Raw genomic sequence first — 25,912 nt, forward strand, 5'->3', positions numbered from 1 at the left:
TCTCGGCCCCGTGACCCCGGCAGCCCGGCCGGGGCGGCGCCCGATCCCCGTCGTACCGAAGAGACCGGAGACAAGGTTCCCGTGAAGGCACACAACAAGTGGCTGACGGCCCCGCTCGCCGCGGGGCTCGCCGCCGCCGCGCTCAGCGGCTGCGGCACCGACCAGGACGCCGGCGCCGGCGACGGCTCCGGGTCGATCGTCGTCGGCATGTCCGACCAGATCCTGGCCACCGACCCCGCCGCCGGGTACGACCCCGGCTCCTGGCTGCTGTTCAACAACGTCTTCCAGTCCCTGCTGAGCTTCCCCAGGGGCGCCACCACGCCCCAGCCGGAAGCGGCCGAGCGGTGCGACTTCGACAAGGGCGCCAGCACCGTCTACCGGTGCACCCTCCGCGAGGGGCTGAAGTTCAGCAACGGCAACCCGCTCACCTCCGAGGACGTCAGGTTCTCCTTCGAACGCGCACTGCGGATCGACGACGAGAACGGCCCCGGTCCGCTCCTGTCCACCATCGACAGGATCGAGACCCCCGACGACAGGACCGTCGTCTTCTTCCTCAAGGTGCCCGACGCCACCTTCCCCAGCAAGATCGCCTCCGGTGCCGGCTCCATCGTCGACCACCGCGAGTACCAGGCCGACGGCCTGCGCACCGACGGCAAGGCCGTCGGGTCCGGCCCGTACCGGCTGGAGTCCTTCAGCGACGAGAGGGCCGTCTTCTCCGTCAACCCCGAGTACAAGGGCACCGCCAAGGTCAAGAACGACGGCGTCACCCTGAAGTTCTACGACGGCGACCGCAAGGCCCTCGCCGAGGCGATGACGAAGGGTCAGATCGACGTCGCCTACCGGGGCCTCGCCGCCGAGGACATCCGGAAGCTCAACGGCTCCCCGACCGCGGGCCGGAACGGCATCGAGGTCATCGAGGGCTCCAGCGCCGAAGTCCAGTACCTGGTCTTCAACATGAAGGACCCGGTCGCCGGGAAGCTCGGCGTCCGCAGGGCCATCGCCCACCTCGTCGACCGCCAGGCGCTCGTCCAGGACGTCTACCGGTCCACCGCGACCCCGCTGTACTCGGTCGTCCCCGCCGGCATCCTCGGGCACAACACCGCCTTCTTCGACCGCTACGGCGACCGCCCGCAGCAGGACCTCGCGGAGAAGGCGCTCCGCGAGGAGGGCATCGAGGGCAAGGTCAGGATCACGCTCCACTCCACGCCCAGCCGCTACGGCCCCGGCACGGACCAGCAGGTCGAGGCCATCGCCGACCAGCTCAACAGGAGCGGGCTGTTCGAGGCCCGGGTGGAGTCCGTCGAGTACGGCCAGTACGAGAAGGACATCCAGGCCGGCAAGTACGGCGTGTACGTCAAGGGCTGGATCCCCGACTACCCGGACCCGGACAACTTCACCCAGCCGTTCTTCGGCGGGGACGGCGTCCTCGGCAACCACTACCGGAACGCCGAGATCACCGGCCGGATCATCCCGGACACCGCGGCGGCCGCCGACCGCAGCTCCGCCCAGGACGACTTCGACCGGCTCCAGAACCTCGTCGCCGAGGACGTCCCCCTCCTCCCGCTCTGGCAGGCCAAGCAGTACGCCGTCGCCCGCAACACGGTCTCCGGCCTGGAGTGGACCCTCGACGCGTCCACCGTCTTCCGGTTCTGGGAGATCAAGAAGGGCTGACCCACCGGCCGCCGGTGCCCCCATGGGCGGGGCACCGGCGCCGCGCGCCCGCCCCGCGGGCGGGGGAGGGCCGGCGGCTACTGCGCGCCCGGACGCACCAGGCCGCTCTCGTACGCGTACACCGCCGCCTGCACCCGGTCCCGCAGGCGCAGCTTCGTCAGCACGTGGCCCACGTGGGTCTTCACCGTCGTCTCCGAGACGAACAGGTCCGCCGCGATCTCCGCGTTCGACAACCCCCGCGCCACCAGCTTCAGCACCTCCCGCTCACGGTCGGTCAGGCTGTTCAGCGCGTCCGGCACCGGCTCGTCCCCCGACGGCAGGTGCCCCGCGTACTTGTCCAGCAGCCTGCGCGTGATGCTCGGCGCCAGCATCGCCTCGCCGGCCGCCACCACCCGGATCGCCTGCACCAGCTCGTTCGCCGGGGCGTCCTTCAGCAGGAACCCGCTCGCCCCCGCGCGCAGCGCCTCCACCACGTACTCGTCCAGGTCGAACGTGGTCAGCACCAGCACCTTCACCGGCCCGTCCCGCCCCGGCCCCGCGATCTGCCGCGTCGCCTCCACCCCGTCCATCCGCGGCATCCGGACGTCCATCAGCACCACGTCCGGCTGCAGCGCCCGCACCCGGTCGAGCGCCTGCAGGCCGTCCCCGGCCTCACCCACCACCGCGATGTCCTGCTCCGCCTCCAGGATCATCCGGAAACCGGTACGCAACAGCGGCTGGTCGTCGACCAGTAGGACGCGGATGGCCACGGGCACTCCTCAAGAGATCGCTGGACCCGGCCCATTCTGCCCCGACCCGGCCGGCCGCACCGGCAGCGGGTAGACCGGGGGAGTCCCCCCGAACTCCGGACAGAACGCCTGATGGTCGCACCAACCGCACAGCTTCGTCGGCCGCGGCCGCCAGTCGCCCGTCTCCGTCGCCCTTCCGATGGCCTCCCACAACGCCAGCAGCTTCCGCTCCACCCGCCTCAGGTCCGCCATCACCGGGTCGTACGTCACCACGTCGCCGCTGCCCAGGTACACCAGCTGCAACCGCCGCGGCAGCACCCCCTTCAGCCGCCACACCACCAGCGCGTAGAACGTCATCTGGAACAGCGCGCCCTCCCCGTACTCCGGGCGCGGCGCCTTGCCCGTCTTGTAGTCGACGATCCGCACCTCGCCCGACGGCGCCACGTCGACCCGGTCGATCACCCCCCGCAGCCGGAGCCCCGACTCCAGCTCCGCCTCCACGAACACCTCCCGCTCCGCCGGCTCCAGCCGCGTCGGGTCCTCCAGCGTGAACCACCGCTCGACCAGCTCCTCGGCCTCCCGCAGCCAGCGCGCCAGCCGCTCCCCGTCCGCGTCGTCCTCGAACAGCGACGCCAGCTCCGGACGCGACTCCAGCAGCCGCGACCACTGGCCGGGAACCATCGCCCGCGCCCTCGGAGCCGTACGCTCCGCCGCCGGGTCGTCGAAGAGCCGCTCCAGCACCGCGTGCACCAGGGTGCCCCGGGTGGCCGCTGGACTCGGCTTCTCCGGCAGCCGGTCGATCACCCGGAACCGGTAGAGCAGGGGGCACTGCATGAAGTCCCCGGCACGGGACGGCGAGAGCGACACGGGCGGCCGCGGGCTCGAAGTCATGTCCCCGACCCTACGACCCGCCACCGACAGCCGTCGGCATACCATCGACGGCAAGGACCACCCCACACCGCACGACCGAGCGGGAANCCCCGACCCGCCCGCCCCCACGCCGAAGGGAACCCGTGAACCAGGACGACGAGAGCGGCGAGAGCACACGCCGGCCCGCGCCCACCGGAGACGCCCCCGGCAAGCGCCGCACCGAGCCCGGCGGCGGCCTGCTCATGGGCCGGATCCTCGGCGTGCCCGTCCACGTCGCCCCCAGCTGGTTCCTCGTGGCGGCCCTCATCACCTGGGTCTTCGGCGGCCAGCTCGACCGCGTCCTGCCCGAGCTGGGCGGTGTCCGCTACCTGGTGTCGCTCTTCTTCGCCGTCGCGTTCTACGCGTCCGTCCTCGTCCACGAACTCGCCCACACCGTCGCCGCGCTCCGGTTCGGGCTCCCGGTCCGCCGCATCCAGCTCCAGTTCTTCGGCGGCGTCTCCGAGATCGAGAAGGAGTCCGAGACCCCGGGCCGCGAGTTCGTCCTGGCCTTCGTGGGCCCCCTCCTGTCCCTGGTGCTCTCCGGCGCCTTCTACGCCGCCCTGCACGCCGTCGAACCCGGCACGGTCCCCGGCGTCCTCCTGGCCGGCCTGATGATCTCCAACCTGATCGTCGCCGCCTTCAACCTCCTGCCCGGCCTCCCCCTCGACGGCGGGCGCATGCTCCGCGCCGTCGTCTGGAAGGTCACCGGCAACCCCATGAGCGGCACCGTCGCCGCCGCCTGGGCGGGCCGCGCCCTCGCCGTCACCGTGCTCCTCGGCCTGCCCCTGCTCACCCGGACCGGCGCCCTGGGCGGCACCTCCGACCTCAGCGGCATGGACACGGTCATGGACGCGCTCCTCGCCGCCATCCTCGCCGCGATCATCTGGACCGGCGCCGGCAACAGCCTCCGCATGGCCCGCCTCCGCGAGCGCCTCCCCGCCCTGGGCGCCCGCACCCTCACCCGGCGCGCCGTCCCCGTCGCCCCCGACACCCCCCTGTCCGAGGCGCTCCGCCGCGCCAACGAGGCCGGTGCCCGCGCCCTCGTCGTCGTCGACGGCCAGGGCGAGCCCACCGCCCTCGTCCGCGAGACCGCCATCGTCGGCGTGCCCCGGCACCGCCGCCCCTGGGTCGCCGTCGGCGGCCTCGCCCAGGACCTCACCGACGGCATGCGGATCCCCGCCGACCTCGCGGGCGAGCCCCTCCTCGACAGGCTCCGCGAGACCCCCGCCACCGAGTACCTCGTCGTCGAGGAGACCGGCGAGGTGTACGGCGTGCTGTCCACCGCCGACGTCGAGCGCGCCTTCGTGCAGGCCATGGCCCGCCCGGGCGCCGCCCCCCGCTAGCCCGGCCCCTCCGCACCGTGGTCGGACGCCCCGCCGCCGCCGGGTACCCTGGTCACATGTCCGAACCGACCGGTGCCGCCCGCCGTCGCGGGCCCTTCGAGGTCGGGGACCAGGTCCAGCTCACCGACCCCAAGGGACGCCACTACACGTTCACGCTCGAAGCCGGGAAGAACTTCCACACCCACAAGGGTTCCTTCCCGCACGACGAGCTGATCGGCGCTCCCGAGGGCAGTGTTGTCCGTACCACGGGAAACGTCGCCTACCTCGCGCTGCGCCCCCTGCTCCCCGACTACGTCCTGTCCATGCCCCGCGGGGCCGCAGTCGTCTACCCGAAGGACGCGGGACAGATCCTCGCCTTCGCCGACATCTTCCCCGGCGCCCGCGTCGTGGAGGCCGGTGTCGGCTCGGGCTCGCTCAGCAGCTTCCTGCTCCGCGCCGTCGGCGACAGCGGCATGCTCCACTCCTACGAGCGCCGCGAGGACTTCGCGGAGATCGCCAAGGCCAACGTGGAGCGCTACTTCGGCGGCCCGCACCCCGCCTGGCGGCTCACCGTCGGCGACCTCCAGGACAACCTGTCGGACACCGACGTCGACCGCGTCATCCTGGACATGCTCGCCCCCTGGGAGTGCCTGGAGGCCGTCTCCAAGGCCCTCGTCCCCGGCGGCATCCTCTGCTGCTACGTCGCGACGACCACCCAGCTCGCCCGGACCGTCGAGTCGATCCGCGAGATCGGCTGCTACGCCGAACCGCAGCCCTGGGAGTCGATGATCCGCAACTGGCACGTCGAGGGGCTGGCCGTCCGCCCGGACCACCGCATGATCGGCCACACCGGCTTCCTCGTCACCGCCCGCCGCCTCGCGGACGGCGTCGAGCCGCCCATGCGCCGCCGCCGCCCGGCCAAGGGCGCCTACGGCGAGGACTACGAGGGCCCCAACAAGGGCTGACCCGCCCGCAACGCCGCGGCGCCGCCATGGACTTCCCCCGCCGAACGGGGAACTCCCGGGCGGCGCCGCGGCGTTCGTCCGGACGCCGGCCGCCCCGTGCGGTCCCGCCCCGGTTCACCGTGCCCCGCGCCGTGTGGAACGATGCTGCCCACTCCCCCCGGAGGCGACCCACCGCCACCGCACGACCACAGGAGACAGCCCGCGTGCAGACCTCCGCCGCCCCGGACCTCGCGCACACCCACGCCCGCCCCGCGCACTGGCTCGCGACGGCCGCCGCCCTGGCCGGCGTCATCGCCCTGGCCGGTGTCGCGCAACCCGATCCGGCCACCGCCACCGGTCCGGCGGCCGGCGCCCGGCAGGAGCCGGCGGCCCAGGCGCCCGCACCCGACGCGGCGACCGCCTCCTACCCCCTGGACTGCGCCGGAGCCCCCGTCGCCGCCTTCAGGACCGCCTCCGGCGACCTCGACGGCGACGGCCGGCCCGAGACGGTCGCCGCCGCCCGCTGCCAGGCCGGTTCGGGCACCCCGCCGCAGGGCCTGTACGTCCTCACGGCTGCGGCCGGGAGCGCGAAGGGCGCCCGCGTGGTGGCGACCCTCGTCGCCCCCGCGGACGCCCTCTCCGTCGGCTCCCTCGCCGTGCGTGACGGCCTCGTCACGGCGACCTTGTTCGGCTACTCGTCCCCCGACGTGCCCCGTTGCTGCCCCGACGAGCGCGAGGCCGTCATATGGCGGTGGTCCGGCGGTACGTTCCTCCGCACCGCCGCGACCGTCCGCTGACGTACGGCTACCCGGCGTCCGGGCCGTACACCTCGACCCCGTCCGAAGCCCTCCGCACGTGGATGCAGTCGCCCGGGCACTCCCTGGCGGAGTCCACCACGTCGCGCAGCAGCGGCAGCGGCACCGGCGCCGCCGCGCCCGGCTCCTGGAGGAGTTCGTCGTCGGCGCTCTTGACGTAGGCCAGGCCGTCGATGTCGAGTTCGAACACCTCCGGCGCGTACTGGGCGCAGATTCCGTCCCCGGTGCAGAGGTCCTGGTCGATCCAGACCTCCAGCGCCTCTCCGGCGGCCGTGGTGGGGGCCTCGTGCTGCGCGGTCATATGCCTGCCGTTTCCTGCCTCGGTGAAGCGTCGGGAAGTAAGTCCGGCCCGCACCGAAGGGTGTTGGCCACTGACGACGATACAACCGGCCGCTTTCCGATGTTGATGGGTGGGTATTCCCTTCCCGTGGGGAAAGCGCAAGGGTGAAGATCGGACCCGCTGCGAGAGTCTTTGTGATCTGGGGTTTCAACCGTCACCCACGCAGGTAGGGTCTGGAAGCGTCCAGCTCCCCTTGGAGGAGGTGAGGACCGTGGCAGCCCACGACGACGACATCAACCGCGGCATCCGGCCGGGGCGGGGGTCCGACGACCCCGCCGGCCAGGTCGCCTATCTCGAGCAGGAAATCGCCGTCCTGCGACGCAAGCTCGCCGACTCTCCGCGTCACACGAGGATTCTCGAGGAGCGGATCGTCGAGTTGCAGACCAGTCTGGCCGGCGTGTCCGCGCAGAACGAACGGCTCGCCAACACGCTCCGTGAGGCCCGCGACCAGATCGTGGCCCTCAAGGAGGAGGTCGACCGCCTCGCGCAGCCGCCGGCCGGCTTCGGCGTCTTCCTGCAGGCCAACGAGGACGGCACCTGCGACATCTTCACCGGCGGCCGCAAGCTCCGCGTGAACGTCAGCCCCAGCGTCGAGCCCGACCGGCTCCGGCGGGGCCAGGAGGTCATGCTCAACGAGGCGCTCAACGTGGTCGAGGCCATGGAGTTCGAGCGCGCCGGGGACATCGTCACCCTGAAAGAGGTCCTCGAGGACGGCGAGCGCGCCCTGGTCATCGGCCACACCGACGAGGAACGGGTCGTACGGCTCGCCGAGCCCCTGCTGGAGGCCACCATCCGGCCCGGCGACGCCCTCCTGCTCGAGCCCCGCTCCGGCTACGTCTACGAGGTCATCCCCAAGAGCGAGGTCGAGGAGCTCGTCCTGGAGGAGGTCCCGGACGTCGACTACGACAAGATCGGCGGCCTGGGCAACCAGATCGAACTGATCCGCGACGCGGTCGAGCTGCCGTACCTCCACCCCGACCTCTTCAGCGAGCACGAGCTGCGGCCCCCGAAGGGCATCCTGCTGTACGGCCCGCCCGGCTGCGGCAAGACCCTCATCGCCAAGGCCGTGGCCAACTCCCTCGCGAAGAAGGTCGCCGAGGTCACCGGGCAGCCCGCCGGCAAGAGCTACTTCCTCAACATCAAGGGCCCCGAGCTCCTCAACAAGTACGTCGGCGAGACCGAGCGGCACATCCGCCTGGTCTTCCAGCGGGCCCGGGAGAAGGCGTCCGAGGGCACTCCCGTGATCGTCTTCTTCGACGAGATGGAGTCCCTCTTCCGCACCCGCGGCTCCGGCGTCAGCTCGGACGTGGAGAACACCATCGTCCCCCAGCTGCTCGCCGAGATCGACGGCGTCGAAGGACTCGAGAACGTCATCGTCATCGGCGCCTCCAACCGCGAGGACATGATCGACCCGGCGATCCTCCGGCCCGGCCGCCTGGACGTGAAGATCAAGATCGAGCGTCCGGACGCCGAGGCCGCCAAGGACATCTTCGCCAAGTACCTCACCCCGTCCCTGCCGCTCCACGCGGACGACATCGCCGAGCACAACGGCTCCAAGGAAGCCGCCGCACAGGCCATGATCCAGTCGGTCGTGGAGCAGATGTACGCGGAATCCGAGGAGAACCGCTTCCTGGAGGTCACGTACGCCAACGGCGACAAGGAAGTCCTGTACTTCAAGGACTTCAATTCCGGTGCGATGATCCAGAACATCGTCGACCGGGCCAAGAAGATGGCCATCAAGGCCTACCTCGACCAGAACCAGAAGGGCATCCGGGTCTCCCACCTCCTCCAGGCGTGCGTGGACGAGTTCAAGGAGAACGAGGACCTGCCCAACACCACCAACCCGGACGACTGGGCCCGCATCTCCGGAAAGAAGGGCGAGCGGATCGTCTTCATCCGCACCCTCGTCACCGGAAAGCAGGGCGCGGACACCGGGCGCTCCATCGACACGGTGGCGAATACCGGCCAGTACCTCTAGGAGCGCGCAGAACCGGCTGCGGCGTCCCCGGCCCCCCGAAAGGGGGAGGGCGCGTCGCAGCCGGTCGCATTCCGCCGGACACCGCCGGACAGAGGGCCGCGCCGCAGCAATGGCGTATTTGATCTCCCCTCCAGCGCGAAGGCGCTCTAGGCTCATCCGTACCGCCGAATCGCGCAGTGCGGGGTCGGGCACCGCACACGCATCGGAGAACCGGTACTCGGGCGCCGTCCCCGCGTGGGGACGCCGCCGGGCAAGGAGGGTCGCATGACCGTACGGCGAGTAATGGGCATCGAGACGGAGTACGGGATCTCCGTCCCCGGCCACCCGAACGCCAATGCCATGCTCACCTCGTCCCAGATCGTCAACGCCTACGCGGCGGCGATGCACCGGGCGCGCCGCGCCCGCTGGGACTTCGAGGAGGAGAACCCGCTGCGGGACGCCCGCGGCTTCGACCTCGCCCGCGAGGCCGCCGACTCCACCCAGCTCACCGACGAGGACATCGGTCTCGCCAACGTCATCCTGACCAACGGCGCCCGCCTCTACGTGGACCACGCCCACCCGGAGTACAGCGCGCCCGAGGTCACCAACCCCCGCGACGCGGTCCTGTGGGACAAGGCCGGCGAGCGGATCATGGCCGAGGCCGCCGAACGGGCCACCCAGCTGCCCGGCGCCCAGCCCATCCACCTCTACAAGAACAACACCGACAACAAGGGCGCCTCCTACGGCACGCACGAGAACTACCTGATGAAGCGGGAGACCCCCTTCTCGGACATCGTGCGCCACCTCACGCCCTTCTTCGTCTCCCGCCAGGTCGTCACCGGGGCCGGTCGCGTCGGCATCGGCCAGGACGGCCAGGAGCACGGCTTCCAGATCAGTCAGCGCGCGGACTACTTCGAGGTCGAGGTCGGGCTGGAGACGACACTCAAACGGCCCATCATCAACACGCGCGACGAGCCGCACGCGGACGCCGAGAAGTACCGCCGCCTCCATGTCATCATCGGCGACGCCAACCTCTCGGAGATCTCCACCTACCTGAAGCTCGGCACGACCGCGCTGGTCCTGTCGATGATCGAGGACGGCTTCATCACCGTCGACCTCGCCGTCGACCAGCCGGTGCGCACCCTCCACCAGGTCTCGCACGACCCCACGCTCCGGCGGCTGATCACGCTCCGCAGCGGCCGGACACTGACCGCGGTGCAACTCCAGACGGAGTACTGCGAGCTCGCCCGCAAGTACGTCGAGAACCGTTTCGGCGCCGACGCCGACGAGCAGACCCTGGACGTCCTCACCCGCTGGGAGGACACCCTCCGCAGGCTGGAGAGCGACCCCATGAGCCTCGCCGGGGAACTGGACTGGGTGGCGAAGCTGGAGCTGATGGAGGGCTACCGGCGCCGCGACCGCCTCGACTGGGACGCCGCGCGCCTCCACCTGGTGGACCTCCAGTACGCCGACGTGCGCCCCGAGAAGGGCCTGTACAACCGTCTGGTGGCCCGCGGGCGCATGAAGCGGCTGCTGGACGAGCGGGAGGTGGAGCGGGCCGAGAGGAGGCCGCCGGAGGACACCAGGGCCTACTTCCGCGGCCGGTGCCTGGAGCAGTACGCGGACGACGTGGCCGCGGCCTCCTGGGACTCGGTGATCTTCGACCTCCCCGGCCGCGACTCCCTGCAGCGGGTGCCCACGCTGGAGCCGCTGCGGGGCACCCGGGAGCACGTGAAGGACCTCCTCGACCGCTGCCGTACGGCCGAGGAGCTGGTCCGGACCCTTTCGGGCGGCTGAGGGGCGCTTCACGGGGCCGCCGCAGGGAATCATGGAGGTGGCCCGGACGTCGAGAAGACAGGGCCGATGTCAGACCGTGCTTGTAGGGTCTGACCTTGAGACACCTGACCAAGCGGGCAATTCCGAGCGGGGTGAGGGACATGGCGACCAAGGACACCGGCGGCGGCCAGCAGAAGGCCACGCGTTCCACTGAAGAGGCCGAGGACCAGGCACCCGAGGCGCAGGCCTCGGAGGATCTCAAGGAGCGCCACGAGAAGCTCAGCGACGACGTGGACTCGGTCCTGGACGAGATCGACGACGTCCTGGAGGAGAACGCGGAGGACTTCGTGCGGTCCTTCGTCCAGAAGGGCGGCCAGTGACGGCCGCGTGACCTCCTGGCCGGGGCCGGGGTCGGGGAGGGGAGCGCCGCACGCGTCCCGGCCCGACCGCACCGCGCGCGGCGCTCGCCCGCGGACGGCCCGGGACCGCGCCGCCCCGGCGGGGCGCCGCCGTGCCGGGCCCGCCCGTCCGGCGGCCGTCCGGCGGCATGTGGATCTTCGCCATGCTGCGGGTAAGGTCCCTGGCGTACTGTGCTTCAACTGCAATCCGGCCATCGGCAAGCCGAGGGGTGACCGCGGCGTCACCGGGCGGGCCGCCGCACACGTGGAGGGGAACTCGTGGAAGCCAACACTCGAACCACAGGGCGTCTGCCGGCTGCCTTCCTGACACCCGGGTCCTCGTCCTTCATGGACTTCCTCGCCGAGCACTCCCCGGAGCTGCTCCCCGGGCGCCGGACACTGCCCGCCGTACAGGGAGCGGTCGAGGTCCCGCACGGCACGACGATCGTCGCCGCCGCCTTCCCCGGGGGCGTGGTCCTCGCCGGAGACCGGCGGGCCACCATGGGCAACATGATCGCGCAGCGCGACATCGAGAAGGTCTTCCCCGCCGACGAGTACTCGGCCGTGGGCATCGCCGGTACGGCGGGGCTCGCCGTGGAGATGGTGAAGCTGTTCCAGCTGGAACTGGAGCACTTCGAGAAGGTCGAGGGCACCCAGCTCTCCCTGGAGGGCAAGGCGAACCGGCTCTCCACGATGATCCGCGGCAATCTGGGCATGGCCATGCAGGGCCTCGCCGTGGTCCCGCTGTTCGCCGGCTGGGACGTGGACCGGGAGAAGGGCCGGATCTTCTCGTACGACGTCACGGGCGGGCGCTCCGAGGAGCAGGGGTACGCGGCGACGGGCTCCGGCTCGCTGTTCGCACGAGGGTCGATGAAGAAGCTCTACCGCGAGGACCTCACCGAGCGGCAGGCCGTGACACTGGTGGTGCAGGCGCTGTACGACGCGGCGGACGACGACTCGGCGACGGGCGGCCCCGACGTGGCGCGCCGGATCTACCCGGTCGTCACGGTGATCACGGAGGACGGTTTCCGCCGGCTGGCGGAGGCGGAGACGTCGGAGGTGTCGCGTGCGGTGCTGGAGCGCCGGATGGACCAGCCCGACGGCCCCCGCGCCGAGCTGCTCTGATGTTGCCCTGATTTTTTCCGCCACCGACAGAAAGGGACGGACAGCCGGTGTCGACGCCGTTCTACGTCTCACCCCAGCAGGCCATGGCCGACCGGGCGGAGTACGCCCGCAAGGGCATCGCGCGGGGCCGGAGCCTCGTCGTGATGCAGTACGCCGACGGCATCGTCTTCGTCGGCGAGAACCCGTCCCGCGCGCTGCACAAGTTCAGCGAGATCTACGACCGGATCGGTTTCGCCGCCGCGGGCAAGTACAACGAGTACGAGAACCTGCGGATCGGCGGTGTGCGCTACGCGGACCTGCGCGGCTACACCTACGACCGCGACGACGTGACGGCGCGCGGGCTGGCGAATGTCTACGCGCAGACGCTCGGCACGATCTTCTCCAGCGCGGGTGAGAAGCCGTACGAGGTGGAGCTGGTCGTCGCCGAGGTCGGCACGTCGCCGGAGGGCGACCAGATCTACCGGCTGCCGCACGACGGCTCGATCGTGGACGAGCACGGCTCGGTGGCCGTGGGGGGCAACGCCGAGCAGATCGGCAGCTTCCTGGACCAGCGGCACCGCGACGGGATGTCGCTGGCGGAGGCGCTGAAGCTGGCGGTGCAGGCCCTGTCGCGGGACACCAACGGCAGTGAGCGGGAGATCCCCGCGGAGCGCCTGGAGGTGGCTGTGCTGGACCGTACGCGCCCGCAGTCGCGGAAGTTCAAGCGGATCGTGGGCCGGCAGCTGGCGCGACTCCTGGCGGCCCGGGAGCCGGCGACGGCCCCCACGGACGCCGCGGACGACGAGGCCGAGGGCCCGGCGGACTCCGAGGCCTGACCGGCTCCCGGAGGCGAGGTGAGCCCCGGTACGCCCCACGGGCGCACCGGGGTTCTTTCCGTTCGCCCGGGGCGGCCGCCACCGGCCGGCGGGGCGCTGGGAGGTCCGTACGCGCAGAACCGCCGACCCGCCGAGGACTGCGTGGGGTCGTCGCGCTCCCCGACTCGCCCGGCAGGAGGTAGACCGCGGGTTCCGACCGGGCGGCCGCGAGGACCGACCCGCCGGAACCGGTGGCGGACGCGCCCTCGGAGGGCGCGCGGTCCGGGGCGCGGGGATGCGGNNCNNNCCGCNCCCGGCGGCCGGGAGCGGGGNGGCGGGGCGGCGCTCCCGGTGCCGCCCGTTCCGGCCGGCGCGGAGCGGGCGGGGACGCGAGCGGCGGACCCGCCGGAAGGGGGAGAACCGGTGCGTGGACCGGAAAACGATCGAAGCGGTGCCGTCGAAGCCGGTTTCAGTGAGCGCCTCCGGGCGTAATGTTCTGTCATGGACCGCCGCATTTTCGGGCTGGAGAACGAGTACGGCGTCACGTGCACGTTCAGGGGACAGCGCCGGCTGTCTCCTGACGAAGTGGCGCGCTACCTCTTCCGCCGTGTCGTGTCATGGGGCCGCAGCAGCAACGTCTTTCTGCGGAACGGCGCCCGCCTCTACCTCGACGTGGGTTCGCATCCGGAATACGCGACGCCGGAATGCGACAACGTGACCGAACTGGTCACGCACGACAAGGCGGGCGAGCGCATTCTCGAAGGTCTGCTCGTGGACGCCGAACGCCGCCTGCACGAGGAGGGAATCGCGGGCGACGTCTACCTCTTCAAGAACAACACCGACTCGGCGGGAAACTCCTACGGCTGCCACGAGAACTACCTCGTGGCGCGGCACGGCGAGTTCTCGCGCCTCGCGGACATCCTCATCCCGTTCCTCGTGACCCGCCAGCTGGTGTGCGGCGCGGGCAAGGTGCTGCAGACCCCGCGCGGCGCCGTGTACTGCGTGAGCCAGCGCGCGGAGCACATCTGGGAGGGCGTCAGCTCGGCGACGACCCGCTCCCGGCCGATCATCAACACGCGGGACGAGCCCCACGCCGACGCCGAGCGCTACCGGCGGCTGCACGTCATCGTCGGCGACTCCAACATGTCGGAGACGACGACGCTGCTGAAGGTCGGCGCGACCGACCTGGTGCTGCGGATGATCGAGGCCGGCACGGTCATGCGGGACCTCACCCTGGAGAACCCGATCCGGGCGATCCGCGAGGTCAGCCACGACATCACCGGCCGGCGCAAGGTCCGCCTGGCCAGCGGCCGCGAGGCGTCCGCGCTGGAGGTGCAGCGCGAGTACTACGAGAAGGCGGTCGACTTCGCCGACCGGAGGGGCATCCGCACGGGCACGGTGGCGCGGGTCGTGGAGCTGTGGGGCCGCGCGCTGGAGGCGATCGAGGCGGAGGACCTGGACCGGATCGACACCGAGATCGACTGGGTCATCAAGTACAAGCTGCTGGAGCGCTACCGGGCCAAGCACAACATGACCATGTCGCACCCGAGGATCGCGCAGATAGACCTCGCCTACCACGACATCCACCGCCGCCGGGGCCTGTACTACCTGCTGGAGCGGAAGGGCCAGGCGGCCCGCGTCTGCAACGACCTGAAGATCTTCGAGGGGAAGTCGGTGCCGCCGCAGACCACCCGCGCGCGGCTGCGCGGCGACTTCATCCGGCGGGCCCAGGAGCAGCGCCGGGACTTCACGGTGGACTGGGTGCACCTGAAGCTGAACGACCAGGCGCAGCGCACCGTGCTCTGCAAGGACCCGTTCCGGTCGGTCGACGACCGGGTGGAGAAGCTCATCGCCGGGATGTGAGCGGACCGGGCACCTCGGGCCCCGTACCGGACTGCCGGTGCGGGGCCCGTCTGCGGTCGGGGAACGTGACGCGGGGCGCCGTACTCCTCGTGCGGCGCCTTCCGCACGCCGTAGAGTGGCGCGCACCCAACCGCAAGATCGATCCCCGACCAGATACGAGGCTTCCCGTGCGTCGTCGCTCCCTCCTCCTCGCCGTGCCCGCCGGCCTGCTCACCCTGTCGGCCTGCGGCGACGAAAAGTCAGACCAGGACAAGGACCAGGCCGCCGAGAGCCCGTCGGCGCCGGAGCCGGGCGCGTCCGCGAAGATCGTGGACGGACCGCTGCCCGCCATCACGGACGGTGCGAAGTTCGGTGAGAAGCCGACCGTCGCCAAGGGCTCCGGCAAGCCGTCCACCGACCTGGCCGTGAAGACGGTCATCGCCGGCTCCGGCACGGCGGTCGCCGAGGGCGACTACGTCCGTGCGCACTACCTGGGCCAGATCTGGGACACGGCGAAGGTCTTCGACAACTCCTACGACCGCAAGCAGCCGCTCGTCATCCAGCTCCAGCAGGGCGGGGTCATCGACGGCTGGCGCCTCGGCCTGGCCGGCAAGAAGACGAAGAGCCGCGTCGAGATGGCCGTCCCGCCGGCCCTGGGCTACGGCTCCGAGGGCCGCGGCGACATCAAGGGCACGGACACCATGGTCTTCGTCATCGACATCGAGGAGACCTTCAACGGCAGGTCCTCCGCCAAGGGCAAGGAGGTCCCGCAGGACGACGCGGCCCTCCCGAAGGTCGGGACGAACACGGACGGCAAGGCACCCGCCGTCACCGTCCCGAAGGCCGCCGCCCCGAAGAAGCTCGTCGCGAAGTACGTCCTGGAGGGCGACGGCGAGGAGGTGCGGCCGACCGACAAGCTGCTGCTCCAGTACAAGGGCGTGCTGTGGAACGGCGGCAAGGAGTTCGACTCCAGCTACTCCCGCCAGCAGCTCGCCGCCTTCCCGCTCGAACAGCTCATCAAGGGCTGGCAGGAGGGCCTCGCGGGCAAGAAGGTCGGCAGCCGCGTCATGCTGGTCGTGCCCCCGGACAAGGGCTACGGCAACCAGGCCTCCGGCGAGATCCCGGCCAACTCCACCCTGGTCTTCACGCTCGACATCCTGGCGAAGATGTAACACTGTGCGGGTTGTGCACAAACGATCAACAGGAGCACTGACGTGAGCATCGACAAGCCCGAGGTCGACTTCCCGGGTGGCGAGCCGCCGGCGGATCTGGAGATCAAGGACATCTGGGTCGGCGACGGCGCCGAGGCCAAGGCCGGCGATGTGGTGAAGGTCCACTACGTCGGCGTGTCCTTCTCCTCCGGCGAGGAGTTCGACGCCTCCTGGAACCGCGGCACGCCGCTGCAGTTCCAGCTCGGCGTCGGCCAGGTCATCCCCGGCTGGGACCAGGGCGTCCAGGGCATGAAGGTCGGCGGCCGCCGCCAGCTGGTCATCCCGCCGCACCTGGCCTACGGGGACCGCGGCGCGGGCGGCAAGATCAAGCCCGGCGAGACGCTGATCTTCGTCTGCGACCTCGTCGCGGTCTGATCCGCTCCCCGCGTGTGAGGAGGGTCCGCACCCCGCCGGTGCGGGCCCTCACCCCGTTCGCCTCCCGCCGGTCCTCCGGCGTCCGCGCGTACCGCCAGGCCCGGCGGCGCCGCTCGCGGAGCCGGGGGAGCGCCCGCTCCCGGCGCGTCCCGGACGCGGGGTGCGCAGGGGAGAGGGGAGCGGAGGGGGACGGCTTTGGCCGCGCGGCCCCGGAGCGGTACGGTCGTCGGGCGACAGGGACTCCACTACGAAGAGGTGCTGGGCGTCGATGGCCATTGCCAAGGCCGAGCGGCTGATGAATCTCGCGCTGTGCCTGCTGGGCACGCGGCGGCCGCTCAGCAAGCGCGAGTTGCGCGGCTCCATCGAGGCGTACGTCGAGGCGTTCGGCCTCGGTGACGGCGGGCCCTCCTCGGCCGACGACTCCTTCAACCGCATGTTCGAGCGGGACAAGGACGACCTGCGCGAGCTCGGGCTGGTCATCGAGACCGTCGAGAACCTGGACGGCGAGATCGGCTACCTCGCCCGCCGCGACTCCAACCGCCTGCCGCCCGTCCAGCTGGACGCCGAGGAGGCCGCCGCCCTCGGCCTGGCCGCCAAGGTCTGGCAGCAGGCCCGCCTCGCCGGCGCCGCCAGCGGCGCCCTGCAGAAGCTGCGCGCCGCCGGGATGCCGGAGGCGGGGGACCCGTACGACGACCGGCCCGGCGCCCTGGAGCCGCGCATCCCGGTCCGCGAGGCCGCCTTCGAACCGCTGATGCTCGCCTGCCGCGACCGCAGGCCGGTCGTCTTCGAGTACCGCAAGTCCAACGCCGCCCGTGCGGAGACGCGGCACGTCGAGCCGTGGACCCTGGAGTGCTGGCGCGGCCACTGGTACCTCGCCGGCTGGGACCGGGACCGCGGTGCCGAGCGGGTCTTCCGCCTCTCCCGCATCACCGGCAGGGTCCGGTCCCGCGCGGGCGCCTTCACCGCTCCCGTCCCGGACGTGTCCACCGTCCGCGAGGCCGTGGAGCGCTGGGCGGGTGAGAGCGCCACCCGCACGGCGCTGATCCGGCTGCGCGCCGAATGCGGCTATCCGCTGCGCGCCCGCGCCCTGTCCGTACGGGACTGCGGTGACGGCTGGGACGAGCTGGAGATCCCGTACGGGCACGGTCTGGACGCCTGGCTCGCCGAGTTCGGCCCCGACGTCGTCGTACGGGAGCCGGCGGACCTGCGCGCCGACGTGGTGGACCGGCTGCGGGCCGTCGCCGAGGGCAGCTGACCGGCGGACGCCGAGGAAGAAGGACGGACGAGCGATGGCGACCAACGCGATCGACCAGACCAGGCGGATGCTCTCCCTGGTGACCTACCTGCGGGAACGCCCGGGCGCCCACGTCGGCGACGTGGCCCGCGCCTTCGGCATCACCGAGGCCGAACTGATCGCCGACCTCGACGTCCTGCCCATGTGCGGCACCAGCTTCCGCGGCGGCGACCTGCTCGACATCGACACCGACGGCGAGCAGATCTGGTGGCACAACCCCGACGACGTGGCCGAGCCGCTGCGCATCGCCGCCGACGAGGCCACCGCCCTGCTCGTCGCCGCCCGTGCCGTCGCCACCCTGCCCGGACTGCGGGAGGGCGACCGCGAGGCACTGCTGCGCGCCACCGCCAAACTGGAGGCCGCCGCGGGAGAGGCCGCCGGCGCCAGCTCGCGGCTGTCGGTCACCTTCGAGTCCGAGGGAGGCGTCTTCGCCGAGGTCGACCGGGCCATCTCCGAGCGGCGCAGGCTCTGGCTGCGCTACTACTCCCCGGCGCGCGACGAGCTCACGGAGCGCGAGGTCGACCCGATCAGGCTGTTCGCCGTCGGCCACACGTACATGGAGGCGTGGTGCCGGCTCTCCGAGGCCCGGCGCACCTTCCGCCTCGACCGGGTGGCCGAGATCCGGCTCCTCGACGAGCCGTCCGCGCCCCCGGAGATCGAACTGCGCGACCTGTCCGAAGGCCTCGTCCAGCCCTCGGCGGACGATCCCGAGGTCGTCGTCGAGGTCGGCCCCGGCGGCCGCTGGGTCGCCGAGTACTACCCGCACGACAGCGCCGAGGAACTGCCCGACGGCGGGCTGCGCATCACCCTGCGCACCCCCGACCCGGCGTCGCTGCGGCGGCTCGCCTTCCGCCTCGGCCGCGACGGGCGCATCGTCTCCCCGGAGGCGCTCGCCGAGAGCGCGCGCCGCGCGGCCCGGGAGGCGCTCGCCGCGTACGGTGTCCAGGACTGACACCGCGCCGGGAACCACGTCGCGCCGGGACGCCGCAGGAGGGAGGGGGACCGTGAGGGAGACGGGAGACACCGCCGTGCTGCCCGGCGCCCCGCAGCCGTGCCACCCGGTCCTCTTCAAGGCGGCCTGCCCCGAGTGCCGGGCCCGGTGCGAACTGCCTCCGAACTCCCTGCGGCTCGCCATCGGCGCCAGCCGGCGGACCACCTTCTACTCCTTCACCTGCCCCGAGTGCGGCTCCGCCGTCCGCAGGCCCGCCGGGGAGCGGATCGTCGAGCTCCTCACCGGCGGCGGGGTGCGGACGCTCCGGCTCCACTCCACCGTCTGACACGGTCTAGGCTCTGCCCATGCTCTGGTCCATGCTCGCCGTCGCCCTGGGATTCCTCGGGATCACCGTCCTCGGCCTCCTCGGCGTCCGGGTGTTCGTCGAGGTCCGGTGCCTCGGCCGCCAGGTGGCACACGCCACGGAGCGCATCGGCCGGGCCGCCGGGGAACTGGAGAGGGCCTCGCTGCACCTCGCGCGGACCGGCGACGGCCTGCCGCGCCGCCGGCCCGCGGCCGAAGGGGAGGACACGCCCCGTACACCGCCCCACTGATCCCGTTACGGGGGGTACGCCCGGGGATTGCCCCCTGTTCACCGGCGAGGGTTACGATGAATGCCGCGCGGGCGGCCCGCAGGGCCATGCGTCCGCGCCACCCCGGTTCGGGACCTCGATCAGAAGGTAGGGAAACATGGGTCAGGTCGGTATCTGGCATCTGGCCATCGTCGTGGGGATCTTCGTGCTGCTGTTCGGCGCGAAGAAACTGCCGGAGGTGGCCCGCTCGCTCGGCAAGTCCGCCCGCATCCTCAAGAGCGAGGCCGCCGCCATGAAGAACGACGGCGCCTCCCGGGAGGACGCGTCGCAGACCGGCACCGCCGAGCAGACCGCCGCACCCAGGACCATCCAGGCCGCTCCCGGCGACGTCGCGTCGGCCCGCCCCGTGGACGAGTCCAAGCGGACCGCCCAGGGCTGACGCCCGGGTACGCGGTTCACCGTTCACCACAGGCACCCGGGTGGCCCGGACGGTCGGCCGCCCTCCGAGACAAGGACGTGGGTTGCTCAAGTCCGCCCGCAAGAAGCCCAAGGACCCCGAGGGGCGGATGCCCCTCGTCGACCATCTGCGCGAGCTCCGCAACCGGCTGGTCAAGTCCCTGCTGGCCTTCATCCCGCTGATGAGCGTGGCGCTGTTCTTCTCCAAGGACATCGCCGAGTTCCTGACCCTGCCTGTGCCCCGGTGCGTGAGCGAGCTGGAGCCGGCCGCACGGGCCGGCAAGTGCGCCGTGCTCTCGCAGATCGGCATCACGTCCCCCTTCACCACGTACGTCAAGGTCGGCATCATGGCCGGCCTCGTCGTCTCCGCCCCGGTCTGGCTCTACCAGCTCTGGGCCTTCATCGCGCCCGGCCTGCACAAGAGCGAGAAGAAGTACGCGGTCTCCACGGTCGTCATCGGCACGCCGCTGTTCCTCGCGGGGAGCTACCTGGCGTACTGGATCCTCCCGCACGCGGTGCCGCTGCTGCTCAGCTTCAGCGTCGAGGACTCGGTGAACTACATCACCGTCGACGACATGATCGGCATGACCGTCAAGCTGGTCCTCGCGTTCGGCCTCGCCTTCCAGCTCCCGCTGCTGCTCATCCTGCTCAACATGGGCGGCGTGGTCAGCGGTGCGCGGATGCTCGGCTGGTGGCGCGGGATGGTGATGGGCATCGCGATCTTCGCGGCGATCGTCACGCCCACCGACCCGCTGTCCATGATCGCGCTCCAGGTTCCGCTCACGGCGCTGTACTTCGCGGCCGTCGGCTTCGCCCTGCTCAACGACCGCCGGCGGCGCCGGCAGCAGGGGCCCGAGCTCGACGACGACGAGGCGTCCCGCCTCGACCTCACGCCCGAGCCGATCGCCCCCGTGGAGCCCGTCACCGCGCCCGCGGCCCTGCCCGAGCAGGCGGGCGGAGGCGCCGGCACCGCCCCCGCCCGGCACGCGGGCTCCTACGACGACGTCACCTGACCCCGGCCCGGCCCGGGGCGGCCGGCGGCCCGGCGCACGTGCCGGGGCGGAGTCGAACAAATGCCGGGCTGACTGTCAGCGGCGCCGGGTAGGCTCGATGACAAGATGACAGACGACCTCACACCAGCGGAAGCGTACGCGGCGGCCCGGCGCCGGGCCGCCGAGGAGGCCACCGCGTTCCACGCCTTCCGCGCGCTCTACGACTTCGAACTGGACCCGTTCCAGATCGAGGCATGCCGGGCCCTGGAGACGGGCAAGGGCGTGCTCGTCGCCGCGCCGACGGGCTCGGGCAAGACCATCGTCGGCGAGTTCGCCGTCCACCTCGCCCTCGCACAGGGCCGCAAGTGCTTCTACACCACGCCGATCAAGGCGTTGTCCAACCAGAAGTACACCGACCTCGTCAAGCGCTACGGGCCCGACAAGGTCGGCCTGCTCACCGGCGACAACAGCGTCAACTCCGACGCGCCCGTGATCGTCATGACCACCGAGGTCCTCCGCAACATGCTCTACGCGGGCTCCCAGTCCCTGCGGGGCCTGGGGTACGTGGTCATGGACGAGGTGCACTACCTCTCCGACCGCTTCCGCGGCGCCGTGTGGGAAGAGGTGATCATCCACCTTCCCGAGTCGGTGACGCTCGTCTCGCTCTCCGCGACCGTCTCCAACGCCGAGGAGTTCGGCGACTGGCTCGACACGGTGCGCGGCGACACGGAGGTGATCGTCTCCGAGAGCCGCCCCGTACCGCTGTGGCAGCACGTCCTGGCCGGGCGCCGGATCTACGACCTCTTCGAGGAGGAGACGGACCACGGCGGCCGCGGCGTCGCCCGGCGGGAGGTCAACCCCGACCTCGTCCGCCTGGCCCAGATGGAGAACTCGCGCACGTACAACCCGCGCGACCGGCGGCGCGGCAAGATGGTCCGCGAGGCCGACCGGGAGCGGGAGCGCCGCCAGCGGTCGCGGATCTGGACGCCGGGCCGGCCCGAGGTCATCGATCGGCTCGACGCGGAGGGGCTGCTGCCGGCGATCACGTTCATCTTCAGCCGCGCCGGCTGCGAGGCCGCCGTCCAGCAGTGCCTCCACGCGGGGCTGCGGCTCAACGACGAGGCGGCCCGCGTCCGGGTCCGCGAGATCGTCGAGGCGCGCACGGCGTCCCTCCAAGGAGGTCGTCGAGGAGCTGTTCGTCCGCGGCCTGGTCAAGGCGGTCTTCGCCACCGAGACGCTGGCGCTGGGCATCAACATGCCCGCCCGGTCGGTGGTGCTGGAGAAGCTGGTGAAGTGGAACGGCGAGCAGCACGCCGACATCACTCCCGGCGAGTACACGCAGCTCACCGGCCGTGCGGGCCGGCGCGGCATCGACGTCGAGGGGCACGCCGTGGTGCTCTGGCAGCGCGGCATGGACCCGACGCACCTCGCGGGCCTGGCGGGCACGCGGACGTACCCCCTGCGCTCCAGCTTCAAGCCGTCGTACAACATGGCGGTCAACCTGGTCGACCAGTTCGGCCGGCGCCGCTCGCGGGAACTGCTGGAGACCTCGTTCGCCCAGTTCCAGGCGGACCGGTCGGTCGTCGGCATCTCCCGGCAGGTCCAGCGCAACGAGGAGGGCCTGGAGGGCTACCGGGAGGGCATGACCTGCCACCTCGGGGACTTCGAGGAGTACGCGCGGCTGCGCCGCGAGCTGAAGGACCGGGAGAACGAGCTGGCCAAGCAGGGGGCGGCCCAGCGGCGCGCCGCGGCGGCCACGTCACTGGAGCGGCTCAAGCCCGGTGACGTCATCCACGTGCCGACCGGGAAGTTCGCCGGGCTGGCCCTGGTCCTGGACCCGGGCCTGCCCGCCGGCCGGTCCAACGGGCACCGCGGCTTCGACCAGCACGACGGACCCCGCCCGCTGGTCCTCACCGCGGAGCGGCAGGTCAAACGGCTCGCGTCGATCGACTTCCCGGTGCCGGTGGAGCCGCTGGAGCGGATGCGCATCCCGCGCTCGTTCAACCCGCGCTCCCCGCAGTCGCGCCGCGACCTGGCGTCCGCGCTGCGGACGAAGGCCGGGCACATCGTCCCGGAACGGCACCGCAAGCAGCGGTCGGGCGCCGTGGACGACCGGCAGATCGCGCGGCTCCGTTCCGAGCTGCGCGCGCATCCGTGCCACGGCTGCGACGAGCGGGAGGACCACGCCCGCTGGGCGGAGCGGTACCACCGGCTGCAGCGGGACACCCGGCAGCTGGAGCGGCGCATCGAGGGCCGCACCAACACGATCGCCCGCACCTTCGACCGGATCGTGGCGCTGCTGACCGAGCTGGACTACCTGCGCGACGACGAGGTCACCGAGCACGGCAAGAGGCTCGCCCGGCTCTACGGCGAGCTGGACCTGCTGGCCAGCGAGTGCCTGCGCGAGCGGGTCTGGGAGGGGCTGGACCCCGCCGAGCTCGCCGCGTGCGTGTCGGCCCTGGTGTACGAGGCGCGCCAGTCCGACGACGCGGTCGTGCCGAAGGTGCCGACGGGCAGGGCCAAGGCGGCGCTGGGCGAGATGGTCCGCATCTGGGGCCGCCTGGACGCGCTGGAGGAGGACTTCCGGGTCAACCAGGCGGAGGGCGTCGGACAGCGCGAGCCGGACTTCGGCTTCGCCTGGGTGGCGTACCAGTGGGTGTCCGGAAAGGGCCTGGACGAGGTGCTGCGCGAGGCGGAGATGCCGGCCGGCGACTTCGTCCGCTGGTGCAAGCAGGTCGTCGACGTGCTGGGCCAGATCGCGGCGGCCGCCCCGCAGGACGGCGGCACGGTCGCGAAGAGCGCCCGCAAGGCGGTCGACGGGCTGCTGCGCGGGGTGGTCGCGTACAGCTCGGTGGGCTGAAGTCCGCCGAGCCGCGGTGGGGGTCCGGCCGTCGGCGGCCGGGCCCTTCGCCGTTCACCGCCGGGCGGACGCGGGGGAGGGGAGCGGCGGCCGGGCGGCGACGGGTGCGGAACCGGTGGATTCGGCCCCGGCGGGGACGGTCCGGGCGGCGGCGGGCCGGCCGGGCGGAGCGCGAACGAGGGCATGGGGCACCCCTGAGAGGAGCGGGCAGGGCCACGCGCCCCTGACTGATAGTGGAACTATCTATGATGGGGCCGGGCAGGGGGCCGGAGCGGAGCGGGAACGAGGAGGCGAGCCGGTGTGCGCGTGGGCGAGTTGAGTCGCAGGACCGGGGTCTCGGTGCCGACGATCAAGTACTACGTACGGGAGGGCCTGCTGCCCGCGGGGGAGCTGAGCAGCCCCAACCAGGCCCGGTACGACGAGTCGCATGTCCGCAGGCTGCGGCTCGTGCGGGCCCTCATCGACGTGGGCGGGCTCTCGGTGGCGGCGGTCCGGGACGTGCTGGCGGCCGTCGAGGACCCCGGACGCCCGGTGCACGAGGTCCTCGGCGCGGCACACGGCCGCATCGCACCGCGCGGGGGCGGGCCGGACGACGCGGCGCGGGACGCCGCCCGCAGGCGGGCCGAGGAACTGGTCGCCCGTCGCGGGTGGCGCGTGGACGACGGCGACCCGGCGATCGGGTCCCTGGCCGACGCGCTGGCGGCGTTCGACCGGTTGGGGCACGCCCGGTTCGCGGAGGTGTCGCTGGAGGCGTACGCCGAGGCGGCGGAACGGGTCGCCGCCGCCGACGTGGCGTACGTGATGCGGGAGGTGGTGCGGGAGGACCTGGTGGAGAGCGTCGTGGTCGGCACGGTCCTGGGCGACGCGGTCCTCGGGGCGCTGCGGCGCCTCGCCCAGGTCGACGCCTCGGCCCGCGCGTACGGCGTGGGGGAACCGCCCACCGGGGACTGACCGGCGTGCGGGGTGTCCCCGCCGATCGGCAGGGGGCACCCCGCACCGGTGCCCGCGAGCCGCCCGTCAGGTGCCGTCGGCCGCGCCCGCCTCCCGCTGCCGGTGCAGCAGCGCCGAACCGGCCAGGAGGGCGGCCAGCATCGCGCACGTCACCGCGGCCGCTCCCGACCAGGTCCACGAACGGCCGAGGCTGCTCTGCAGCAGGGCGACCCCGCTGCTGCCCGTCATCCCGTGGAGCGCCACGACGCCGATGGACAGGGCGGCCGAGGACCCCCAGACGCGCACGGTGTCCCGGACGATCAGCCACTCGCCGAGCACCAGGCACAGCACGGCGACGACGAGCGCCATGGCGTGCGCGTACCCGCCGGACCACAGCGCCGCGAAGTCGGTGGGCAGGTGGAGGAGGCCGCAGGCGAACAGGGCGGCCGCGGCGGGCCAGCGCAGTGCGGACCGGGAGGCCGGCACGGTGCCCTCGCCCACCGACTCGGGGGTGAGGACCCTGACCGGGGTCTCCCTCGCGGGCGCCGGCGCGGAGATCCCGGTGGAGAGGGAGCGGGGCGGACGGACCCTGGGGTCCTCCGGCACCGGCTGGGCACTGCCGTCCACCGCACCCGCGTCCGGGGAACCGGGTGCCGCCGTGTCCGGGCGCGGCGGCACCGGACCGTCGGCGTCGCCGAGGATGCTCACCAACTCGACGACGTCCTCGATCGGCCTGCCGACCGCCGCGGCGCGGAGCGTGGTGTCGTTCTCGTCGAGGGTGTGGCCGGCCTCGTTCAGCATGGCGACCAGTCGCCGCACCTCCTCCAGGGGCCGGGCCACCGCGGCCGCCCGCAGTGCCTCGTCCGCGGGGCTGTCGACGGCCTTGGTGTGCTTGAGCTGGGTCACCAGCGCGGCGACCTCCTCCAGCGGGCGGTACGTGGCCGCCGTCCAGATCAGCGTCCGTATGCGCTCGTCGCCGTCCTCGGCCTCGTCGCCGTCCCCGCCGCCCGTGTCCGCGCCCGTGCCCGCATGCCGGGCCGTGCCCGTGCCCGCGTCCAGGGTCGGGTCCGGGTCCGTGCCCGCCGTCTCGGCGAGTGCGGCCTCGGCGAGTACGGCCTCGGCCACCGCGTTCGGGGCGCCGGGGGCGGTGGNNGGCNNNCNGTNCNCNCCNNGNCNNTNTNNGACTGANNGGNNNAANGGGTCCCCGGGGTCGGAAGGCCGGAAGGGGGCAGCGGAGCCGCCCGGGACCGAGGGCTCCATGTCGTCCGGCGCGGTGCCGGCCGGAGGTGTACCGGCGGAACGGGGGGCGGCCTCGGCTCCGGCCGGCGCGGTCCTCCCGTACCCGGCCTCGGCACGCGGGAGGTCCGGGGGCGCGGCCCCGTCGGCCGCGGCCCGGCCGCTGCCGGATCGCAGGGGGCCGACCGCACCCGGCAGCGGGGTGTACGTGCCGTCCACCCGGCCGGTGGGGCCCGCCGCACCGGCCGGGTGGACGCCGTCCGGGTGCGCGGTCCGGGAAGCGGGCGCCTCCCCCGGGAACGCACCGTCCGGGTGCGCTGCCCGGACCGGTACGAGCTCTGCCCCCGGGGGCCTGGCGTACGTCCCGCCGGGGAGCGGCGCCTCGTCGCGGGCGGTGGTCGCGGGGACGGCGG

Annotated in this window: 24 protein-coding genes and 1 pseudogene; 21 read left to right on the forward strand and 4 right to left on the reverse strand. The window is 72.5% G+C overall.

Features of this window, described 5'->3' with window-relative positions; all coding sequences use genetic code 11:
• Window positions 1–81: 81 nt before the first annotated feature.
• On the forward strand, window positions 82–1,671 hold the full coding sequence (locus MW084_RS20500) for an ABC transporter substrate-binding protein (protein ID WP_010471328.1): 1,590 nt from the start codon (window positions 82–84) through the stop codon (window positions 1,669–1,671).
• 77 nt (window positions 1,672–1,748) lie between these two features.
• Here the strand turns inward: MW084_RS20500 and MW084_RS20505 are convergent, their stop codons facing one another.
• Both MW084_RS20505 and MW084_RS20510 read right to left on the reverse strand, forming a co-directional pair.
• Window positions 1,749–2,420, reverse strand: coding sequence for a response regulator (locus tag MW084_RS20505; RefSeq protein ID WP_010471326.1), 672 nt, complete (start codon window positions 2,418–2,420; stop codon window positions 1,749–1,751).
• Between the two features lie 9 nt (window positions 2,421–2,429).
• The gene (locus MW084_RS20510) at window positions 2,430–3,290 is read right to left on the reverse strand and encodes a RecB family exonuclease (RefSeq protein WP_010471325.1); all 861 of its coding nucleotides are present in this window, start codon (window positions 3,288–3,290) and stop codon (window positions 2,430–2,432) included.
• Window positions 3,291–3,412: 122 nt separating this feature from the next.
• Between MW084_RS20510 and MW084_RS20515 the strand changes: the two genes are divergently transcribed.
• From MW084_RS20515 to MW084_RS20525, 3 genes are all read left to right on the forward strand, one after another.
• Window positions 3,413–4,651, forward strand: a complete 1,239-nt coding sequence (locus MW084_RS20515; protein WP_010471323.1) for a site-2 protease family protein — start codon at window positions 3,413–3,415, stop codon at window positions 4,649–4,651.
• A gap of 56 nt (window positions 4,652–4,707) precedes the next feature.
• Window positions 4,708–5,595, forward strand: coding sequence for a tRNA (adenine-N1)-methyltransferase (locus tag MW084_RS20520; protein WP_010471321.1), 888 nt, complete (start codon window positions 4,708–4,710; stop codon window positions 5,593–5,595).
• 203 nt (window positions 5,596–5,798) lie between these two features.
• Entirely contained in the window at window positions 5,799–6,371 is a 573-nt protein-coding gene (locus tag MW084_RS20525; protein ID WP_010471319.1) for a hypothetical protein, read from the forward strand.
• Window positions 6,372–6,378: 7 nt separating this feature from the next.
• On the opposite strand, the gene MW084_RS20530 is transcribed toward MW084_RS20525, so the two are convergent.
• The gene (locus MW084_RS20530; protein ID WP_010471317.1) at window positions 6,379–6,690 is read right to left on the reverse strand and encodes a ferredoxin; all 312 of its coding nucleotides are present in this window, start codon (window positions 6,688–6,690) and stop codon (window positions 6,379–6,381) included.
• Window positions 6,691–6,940: 250 nt separating this feature from the next.
• Between MW084_RS20530 and arc the strand changes: the two genes are divergently transcribed.
• The 17 genes and pseudogenes from arc (at window position 6,941) to MW084_RS20615 (ending at window position 24,284) form a co-directional block, all read left to right on the forward strand.
• Window positions 6,941–8,707, forward strand: a complete 1,767-nt coding sequence (arc, locus tag MW084_RS20535) for a proteasome ATPase (protein ID WP_010471315.1) — start codon at window positions 6,941–6,943, stop codon at window positions 8,705–8,707.
• Window positions 8,708–8,971: 264 nt separating this feature from the next.
• The gene (gene dop / locus MW084_RS20540; protein ID WP_010471313.1) at window positions 8,972–10,483 is read left to right on the forward strand and encodes a depupylase/deamidase Dop; all 1,512 of its coding nucleotides are present in this window, start codon (window positions 8,972–8,974) and stop codon (window positions 10,481–10,483) included.
• 140 nt (window positions 10,484–10,623) lie between these two features.
• Window positions 10,624–10,842 carry a ubiquitin-like protein Pup gene (locus tag MW084_RS20545; RefSeq protein ID WP_010471311.1) on the forward strand — a complete coding sequence of 73 codons (219 nt, stop codon included), beginning with the start codon at window positions 10,624–10,626 and terminating at the stop codon, window positions 10,840–10,842.
• A gap of 169 nt (window positions 10,843–11,011) precedes the next feature.
• Window positions 11,012–11,188, forward strand: a complete 177-nt coding sequence (locus tag MW084_RS20550) for a hypothetical protein (RefSeq protein WP_275563730.1) — start codon at window positions 11,012–11,014, stop codon at window positions 11,186–11,188.
• Window positions 11,140–11,985 carry a proteasome subunit beta gene (prcB, locus tag MW084_RS20555; protein WP_010471309.1) on the forward strand — a complete coding sequence of 282 codons (846 nt, stop codon included), beginning with the start codon at window positions 11,140–11,142 and terminating at the stop codon, window positions 11,983–11,985. Before MW084_RS20550 ends, prcB begins: the two co-directional genes overlap by 49 nt.
• A 47-nt stretch (window positions 11,986–12,032) precedes the next feature.
• The gene (gene prcA, locus MW084_RS20560) at window positions 12,033–12,800 is read left to right on the forward strand and encodes a proteasome subunit alpha (protein WP_010471308.1); all 768 of its coding nucleotides are present in this window, start codon (window positions 12,033–12,035) and stop codon (window positions 12,798–12,800) included.
• Window positions 12,801–13,280: 480 nt separating this feature from the next.
• Window positions 13,281–14,642, forward strand: a complete 1,362-nt coding sequence (pafA, locus tag MW084_RS20565) for a Pup--protein ligase (RefSeq protein WP_010471306.1) — start codon at window positions 13,281–13,283, stop codon at window positions 14,640–14,642.
• Between the two features lie 167 nt (window positions 14,643–14,809).
• Entirely contained in the window at window positions 14,810–15,793 is a 984-nt protein-coding gene (locus MW084_RS20570) for an FKBP-type peptidyl-prolyl cis-trans isomerase (RefSeq protein WP_010471304.1), read from the forward strand.
• A 42-nt stretch (window positions 15,794–15,835) separates the two neighbouring features.
• Window positions 15,836–16,207, forward strand: a complete 372-nt coding sequence (locus MW084_RS20575; RefSeq protein WP_010471302.1) for an FKBP-type peptidyl-prolyl cis-trans isomerase — start codon at window positions 15,836–15,838, stop codon at window positions 16,205–16,207.
• Between the two features lie 268 nt (window positions 16,208–16,475).
• Complete coding sequence (locus MW084_RS20580; RefSeq protein ID WP_010471299.1) at window positions 16,476–17,462, forward strand: helix-turn-helix transcriptional regulator; 987 nt, start codon at window positions 16,476–16,478, stop codon at window positions 17,460–17,462.
• Between the two features lie 34 nt (window positions 17,463–17,496).
• The gene (locus MW084_RS20585; protein ID WP_010471297.1) at window positions 17,497–18,453 is read left to right on the forward strand and encodes a helix-turn-helix transcriptional regulator; all 957 of its coding nucleotides are present in this window, start codon (window positions 17,497–17,499) and stop codon (window positions 18,451–18,453) included.
• A 52-nt stretch (window positions 18,454–18,505) separates the two neighbouring features.
• A complete protein-coding gene (locus MW084_RS20590; protein ID WP_010471295.1) occupies window positions 18,506–18,778 on the forward strand; it encodes a hypothetical protein in 273 nt (90 codons plus the stop codon).
• A 19-nt stretch (window positions 18,779–18,797) separates the two neighbouring features.
• The gene (locus tag MW084_RS20595) at window positions 18,798–19,046 is read left to right on the forward strand and encodes a hypothetical protein (RefSeq protein ID WP_010471293.1); all 249 of its coding nucleotides are present in this window, start codon (window positions 18,798–18,800) and stop codon (window positions 19,044–19,046) included.
• 136 nt (window positions 19,047–19,182) lie between these two features.
• The gene (gene tatA / locus MW084_RS20600; RefSeq protein WP_010471292.1) at window positions 19,183–19,464 is read left to right on the forward strand and encodes a Sec-independent protein translocase subunit TatA; all 282 of its coding nucleotides are present in this window, start codon (window positions 19,183–19,185) and stop codon (window positions 19,462–19,464) included.
• Between the two features lie 82 nt (window positions 19,465–19,546).
• Window positions 19,547–20,494 (forward strand): twin-arginine translocase subunit TatC, encoded by a 948-nt coding sequence (gene tatC, locus MW084_RS20605; protein ID WP_010471290.1) that lies wholly within the window; start codon window positions 19,547–19,549, stop codon window positions 20,492–20,494.
• A gap of 105 nt (window positions 20,495–20,599) precedes the next feature.
• Window positions 20,600–23,333 (forward strand): annotated as a pseudogene (locus tag MW084_RS20610) (DEAD/DEAH box helicase).
• Window positions 23,334–23,633: 300 nt separating this feature from the next.
• On the forward strand, window positions 23,634–24,284 hold the full coding sequence (locus MW084_RS20615) for a MerR family transcriptional regulator (protein ID WP_039829426.1): 651 nt from the start codon (window positions 23,634–23,636) through the stop codon (window positions 24,282–24,284).
• A 66-nt stretch (window positions 24,285–24,350) separates the two neighbouring features.
• Here the strand turns inward: MW084_RS20615 and MW084_RS20620 are convergent.
• Window positions 24,351–25,414: hypothetical protein (locus MW084_RS20620; RefSeq protein ID WP_275563731.1), on the reverse strand; the 1,064-nt coding region annotated here is incomplete at its 5' end.
• Window positions 25,415–25,912 lie beyond the last annotated feature (498 nt).

The organism is Streptomyces sudanensis, from assembly GCF_023614315.1.
Classification (GTDB): Bacteria; Actinomycetota; Actinomycetes; order Streptomycetales; family Streptomycetaceae; genus Streptomyces; species Streptomyces sudanensis.